Raw genomic sequence first — 4,942 nt, forward strand, 5'->3', positions numbered from 1 at the left:
AACCCCGCCAAATCTGAAATGCAGTGAATAGCGGCCACGCGAGCGCGGCGGCGAGTAGGAGAAGCTTGCCTTCAATGCTCATGCTGCCCTCGCGTAATTCATTGATCCGCTATCGCGCGCCAACCGCGCAACAGCCCATGCGTTACGCAAGCAATCGCCGAACGCGCGCGGCTCGCCGTGAGCGCTCCACCACCGGTAATCGCGATGCGCTCGGCGCATGATGGCGGCGCGATCGAGGTTCATGGGGCTACCCCGCGAACTTTAACGAGGATGGATTTGGCGTCGACAAATGCTTTGAGCATTTTCGCATCGTGGCCTAATCCGTCTCTGAAATCGTTTTTGTCGATTTGCGAGACAAGAGACGTTAGCGCCTCAAGTAGTTCGACGGCGATGGTAGCGCGCCCATCGTCGCCGCGCTCATCTTGCATTTGGTCAATCATTGCGCACAGGCGGATGACCTCGCCGGCGAACTGCACCAATGCTTCAAGGTATCCGCTGCCGCCCGGCAATTGACGATATGCGCCGCTTTCGTCTGCCTCATACAGGATCGCGACGCCGTTAGCCGGTAGTTCAATCATGTATGGCCCGGCGGTGACGCTATGTTCTTTCATAATAGCCTCCTTAATCGTTCCTCGCGTGCGGGTATTCGCAGCGGCTCGGATTGCCGACGACGCAAGGCTTTTTGCCGCTGTCGCATCGATAGCAATTGTGGTCGCGGAAAATTCCGGGGCGTGACAGGTCAGGGTCGCGCGGGTCTAGCTTCGCAAGACGCTTTGCGCGCAGACGAGCATTGCGTTCGCTTTCGCTCTCGGAGAACTGATCGTCCCAGTGAGGGCGTTCCATCACCGCTCTCCCTCACGGCGCGCCACGACGCGTACGCTGCGTAGACGCGCAAGTTCAGCGCGAATGGCAAACGCTTGCGCTACCAAGCCACCGGCGACGAGAGCCGTCATCCATGGCGCGATGAATACGAGGAAGAAAAGCTGGTTGTCAGACATGGGACGACCCGCAGGTATGGACTATCGCTGCTTTAGCGGCTTTCGTGCACGGCTCGCAGGCCTGCCCGCCACCCCAATGCTGACCAGGGACATCGTCTTTGCGATTATCCCAGCACGGGTTGAGTACGTCGCATTTGCAAATGCCGCGCACCTTGAACGAACGATTGCGCCACGGCTCGTTCGTGTATTCGACAGAGAATGTCTTCATCGTCGTGCTCCACAGGCCAAAGCGGCCTATGACCAGACGATATGCCTGTAGCGAATAGCCGTCAAGCAGAAAATGAGCGCGAACGCGAAATTATAGCCCGCGAGATGCCAATGAATGCAGCGGCAGCAGCACAAGCTTATGATTTATAACGGCGTCTGTCGAATTAGCGCAAGCTTGAAAAATAACGCTTGCCACGAATAATCGTGGCGGGTATGGTGGCGGAATGAAACTAGACGAATGGCTAAAGCTGAGCGGCGTTACCGAGCAAACACTCGGAGAGAAAACGCGTTACTCCCAAGGCACAATCAATAAGTTACGCAATGGGAAGCTGAACCCGACGATGAAGCTGCTAGAGGCCATCAACAAGGCGACCAACGGCGCTGTGACGCCGAACGATTTTCTTGAGAGTGAAAAGAGGGACAAATGATACAGCTTCACGGGCGCAGCTTTGATTTTTGGCCGGATCACATCCTTCACGCAAAGATGGCCGCTAGGCCGTGGGGCGGCAAGTCACGCGTAAAGCCGTCTCGTTATTCTGGGGAGAAGTTGCGTGCCATTCGGTCTAGCGGACAGCATCAAGAGATGGCGCGCCGCAAAGCGAGGATCGGCCAATGACCAACCACATCGCACATATCCGCGCGGCTATCTTCATCGCCGGAGCGCTTCAGATCGCAGGCAAGCTGCTGATGGTTATCGGCGCGTATCAATGAACAAGTTCGCGGCCTGGCTCCCTCCCTGCCTCGGGGCCGCGTGACTGGCGGGGGATTGCTGCAAAAGCTTCCCCCGTCCTTTTATTCATATCTGGCGTGCTATCTGGCGTGCTTAGTGTGACCTTTGCCGGTTTTCCTTCACTGAGCATGTTCGACGCCGCCCGGCGGGAGCGGTCAGAAAATCCCGCCACTTATTCGCATTCTCGTTAGTTGCTCTGCCGAGCCAGCATAGCGAGGATAATCGGGCTTCCCATTGCCCGCGACTGCATGGGGGCGGATTGTCATAGGATCCGCCCCCGACAACCTGTTGTTCTGTTCTGAGGACGATAATGTCAAAATCAATAAAAGTCTCAGACCATGCGCTTGTTAGATGGATGGAGCGCGTCAATCAAATCGAACTGCAGGAATTTCGAGATACAATCGCGGCTGTCGTTGAAACGGCGATGGACGCCGGTGCGACATCTATTTGCGTGGGCGGGTTTACATACACAATAAACCCAAAGACGCGTACGGTCATCACCATTCTAGCGCCAAATATGCGCCAGAACCGATCGCAGGCGTTCCTGCGAAGCACCACGTCCGGCGAGCCAAAGAGGCTTTAAGGCGTAACAAGGGGAAATATCATGCTGCAAGTTGTTAACGGTCCTGCGCCAGTGAAGGCGACGGACACGACACATCGCCAGATGTCGTGGTTCGGAGAGCGAATTGAAAAAGGCCGCGTTGCGCCGTTCGTCGAGATCGTGACGATTACGCCGGAAATCGCGAAGCGCTTGCTTGAAATGAACGACGGCAACCGCCCGCTTTCAGAGCGCCTTGTGCAAGAGATCGTCGCCGATATCGAACACGGCTTCTGGCAACTCAACGGCGAGACGATCATTGTTTCCAAGGATGGCTTGCTGAACGACGGTCAGCATCGTCTGGAAGCTATCGTGCGCACCGGGCGTCCGGTTCAAAGCGCTGTGATGTTCGGCGTTTCGCGCGACGCGCGCATGACCGTCGACATGGGCAAGCAGCGGACGACGGCGAACTTTCTTGCGATGGATGGCGCGGCGTATGCTACGTCTGCGGCGGCAGTTGCAAGACTGCTTATTCAGCATTCCAAAGGAACGATGTATTTTGCTGGTTCGCGCGGCACTAACAGCGTTCCTCCTACAAAGCAGGAAATTCGCACCTACTACAACAAGCACAAGAAGCAAATCTCTAGCGCCTTGGGAGAGCTGGCCAACGAGCAGTTCATCAAGACATTCGGCATTACGCCGTTCGTCGCGGCGTATGTTATCCTGCACCGAGTTAATTCTGTCGAGTGCGGTGTATTTTTCCAGCGCGTCTGCGACGGCGCGAACCTCAAGCAAGACGACCCTATCCTTTGGCTCCGATCGCGCATGACGACGGAACGCAAGAACCGTCTTCGCCCGTCTGAGAAGCTGGAGATCATTCTCCGGCATTGGAACCGCTGGCGTAAGGGCGGGAAGGTTACGGCAAGCATCCGTCGTGAAGGCGCGTTCCCGGAGATCATCAAGTGATGCAGGAAATACCCGTCTCTCGCGTTTTCCAGCGCAAGGACGCGCGCAAGATTGATGAGGCGGCCGTGCGCCGCCTTGTCGATAGCATCGGCGAACTTGGCATTATCAATCCGCTTCGCGTGCGCCCTGTCGTCCGCATGGTCGACGGTGTAGAAGGAGAAGCATTCGAGACGATCGCCGGCAACCATCGATTGAAGGCGGCGATCAAGGCTGGGTTTCAAACCGTCCCGTGCATCATCGTCGACGACGACGATCTTCGCGCTGAACTGGCGATGATTGACGAAAACCTGATGCGCGCCGAGCTAACCGCAGCAGACAGGGCTTCGCAGACAGCGAGGCGGAAGGCCATATTCGAAGAGCTTCATCCCGAAACCAGGCACGGCGGCAACTACCAGTCTGGCCAATTTGGCCACACTGATACGCCAGCGTTTGTCGAGGCGACGTCTGCGGCGATTGGTAAAGCAGAGCGGACTGTTAGGAGAGACGCCGAACGCGGTGAGAAAATCAGCGAAAAAGCTATGGAACTGATCCGTGGAACGCGGCTCGATAAGGGCGAAGAATTGGACAAGCTGAAAAATGTTGCCCCTGAAAAACAGGCGGCTTGGGTTGAGAAGCGCCTACAAGAACCACCAACGCCAAAAAAGGCTAAGGTCGCCGCAGATCCATTGAATGACGCTATGGCGTCTGAGCGCCAAGTAGCTCGGTTGATGGACGCTTGGAACGCCGCCGGGCCGGAAGCGCGAGAAGAGTTTATGTTGCGCATTGACGCGCCTGTATTCGATCTGGCGGCGTCTGGACGCTGAATGAAACGCTTTTTTATTCAAGGCTTCGCCTGTAACGCAATTCAGGCGGGGGACTCGTTAGACGCACTGCCGAGCGTGTCGAGCGAGGATCACGAAAGCGGCCAGTTCCCATTGGCCGTGACTGCGAGACAGCGGATGCGGGAACCTTGAGCCCCGCATCCGCTACCAGCTGCAACTCTGAACAGGGGCGGCTGCTTCTTTGGCTGGTGAGGAAGATTGATCGTTGAGCGCACGATTTCCAGTCTCCCCAACACATGCCCGAACGCTTGATGGCATCTGCTTCGATAGCAAGCTTGAGATGATGCGCTATGCTGAATTGAAGCTCTTGGAGCGCGCCGGGGAAATCACCAATTTAGAATTGCAGCCGGTTTTTCAGACATTTATCGCCGGAAAGCCGTTTTGCCGGGTGAAGTTTGATTTCAGCTACTGGCGCGACCACGGGACGCGGCGTGTCATAGAGGACGTAAAGAGCACGGGCACGCAAAAAGATACGGCATACCGCCTTCGAAAGAAGGCAGCGGAATTGCAATACGGCATATCGGTTATTGAAATCGTGAGGAAATGATGGAAAGTCAACCGCAACAGATGTTTGGCGACAAGGTTCGCTTTTTCATTGCCGTCGCCGCGCGCGAACACGGCGTCACAGTCTCCGACGTTCTCGGGCGCGGGCGTATCCCGCCGATCAGCGCCGCGCGCCATG

Annotated in this window: 8 protein-coding genes; 4 read left to right on the forward strand and 4 right to left on the reverse strand. The window is 56.5% G+C overall.

The features are described from left to right. Positions 1 to 239: 239 nt before the first annotated feature. The 4 genes from WC026_RS17130 to WC026_RS17145 are packed head-to-tail and all read right to left on the reverse strand — an operon-like array spanning position 240 to position 1,206. Entirely contained in the window at positions 240 to 611 is a 372-nt protein-coding gene (locus WC026_RS17130) for a hypothetical protein (RefSeq protein WP_372712222.1), read from the reverse strand. Between the two features lie 10 nt (positions 612 to 621). Beyond that, entirely contained in the window at positions 622 to 843 is a 222-nt protein-coding gene (locus tag WC026_RS17135; protein ID WP_372712223.1) for a hypothetical protein, read from the reverse strand. Then, the gene (locus WC026_RS17140) at positions 843 to 998 is read right to left on the reverse strand and encodes a hypothetical protein (protein ID WP_372712224.1); all 156 of its coding nucleotides are present in this window, start codon (positions 996 to 998) and stop codon (positions 843 to 845) included. Before WC026_RS17140 ends, WC026_RS17135 begins: the two co-directional genes overlap by 1 nt. Next, the gene (locus WC026_RS17145; protein ID WP_372712225.1) at positions 991 to 1,206 is read right to left on the reverse strand and encodes a hypothetical protein; all 216 of its coding nucleotides are present in this window, start codon (positions 1,204 to 1,206) and stop codon (positions 991 to 993) included. Before WC026_RS17145 ends, WC026_RS17140 begins: the two co-directional genes overlap by 8 nt. A gap of 223 nt (positions 1,207 to 1,429) precedes the next feature. On the opposite strand from WC026_RS17145, the gene WC026_RS17150 reads away from it, so the two are divergent. The 4 genes from WC026_RS17150 (at position 1,430) to WC026_RS17165 (ending at position 4,807) form a co-directional block, all read left to right on the forward strand. Next, complete coding sequence (locus WC026_RS17150) at positions 1,430 to 1,633, forward strand: helix-turn-helix domain-containing protein (protein ID WP_372712226.1); 204 nt, start codon at positions 1,430 to 1,432, stop codon at positions 1,631 to 1,633. A 906-nt stretch (positions 1,634 to 2,539) separates the two neighbouring features. Continuing rightward, positions 2,540 to 3,439 (forward strand): hypothetical protein, encoded by a 900-nt coding sequence (locus WC026_RS17155; RefSeq protein WP_372712227.1) that lies wholly within the window; start codon positions 2,540 to 2,542, stop codon positions 3,437 to 3,439. Further along, positions 3,439 to 4,242, forward strand: a complete 804-nt coding sequence (locus WC026_RS17160; RefSeq protein WP_372712228.1) for a ParB/RepB/Spo0J family partition protein — start codon at positions 3,439 to 3,441, stop codon at positions 4,240 to 4,242. Before WC026_RS17155 ends, WC026_RS17160 begins: the two co-directional genes overlap by 1 nt. A 223-nt stretch (positions 4,243 to 4,465) precedes the next feature. Continuing rightward, positions 4,466 to 4,807, forward strand: coding sequence for a DUF1064 domain-containing protein (locus WC026_RS17165; protein WP_372712229.1), 342 nt, complete (start codon positions 4,466 to 4,468; stop codon positions 4,805 to 4,807). Positions 4,808 to 4,942 lie beyond the last annotated feature (135 nt).

The sequence above is a fragment of the Hyphomicrobium sp. genome (assembly GCF_041674905.1).
Classification (GTDB): Bacteria; Pseudomonadota; Alphaproteobacteria; order Rhizobiales; family Hyphomicrobiaceae; genus Hyphomicrobium_B.

Excerpts from the sequence above, each read along its gene's own strand:
- WC026_RS17160 (WP_372712228.1), top strand. The coding sequence starts at position 3,439 with ATGCAGGAAATACCCGTCTCTCGCGTTTTCCAGCGCAAGGACGCGCGC.
- WC026_RS17155 (WP_372712227.1), top strand. The coding sequence starts at position 2,540 with ATGCTGCAAGTTGTTAACGGTCCTGCGCCAGTGAAGGCGACGGACACG.
- WC026_RS17135 (WP_372712223.1), bottom strand. The coding sequence starts at position 843 with ATGGAACGCCCTCACTGGGACGATCAGTTCTCCGAGAGCGAAAGCGAA.
- WC026_RS17130 (WP_372712222.1), bottom strand. The coding sequence starts at position 611 with ATGAAAGAACATAGCGTCACCGCCGGGCCATACATGATTGAACTACCG.
- WC026_RS17145 (WP_372712225.1), bottom strand. The coding sequence starts at position 1,206 with ATGAAGACATTCTCTGTCGAATACACGAACGAGCCGTGGCGCAATCGT.
- WC026_RS17140 (WP_372712224.1), bottom strand. The coding sequence starts at position 998 with ATGTCTGACAACCAGCTTTTCTTCCTCGTATTCATCGCGCCATGGATG.
- WC026_RS17150 (WP_372712226.1), top strand. The coding sequence starts at position 1,430 with ATGAAACTAGACGAATGGCTAAAGCTGAGCGGCGTTACCGAGCAAACA.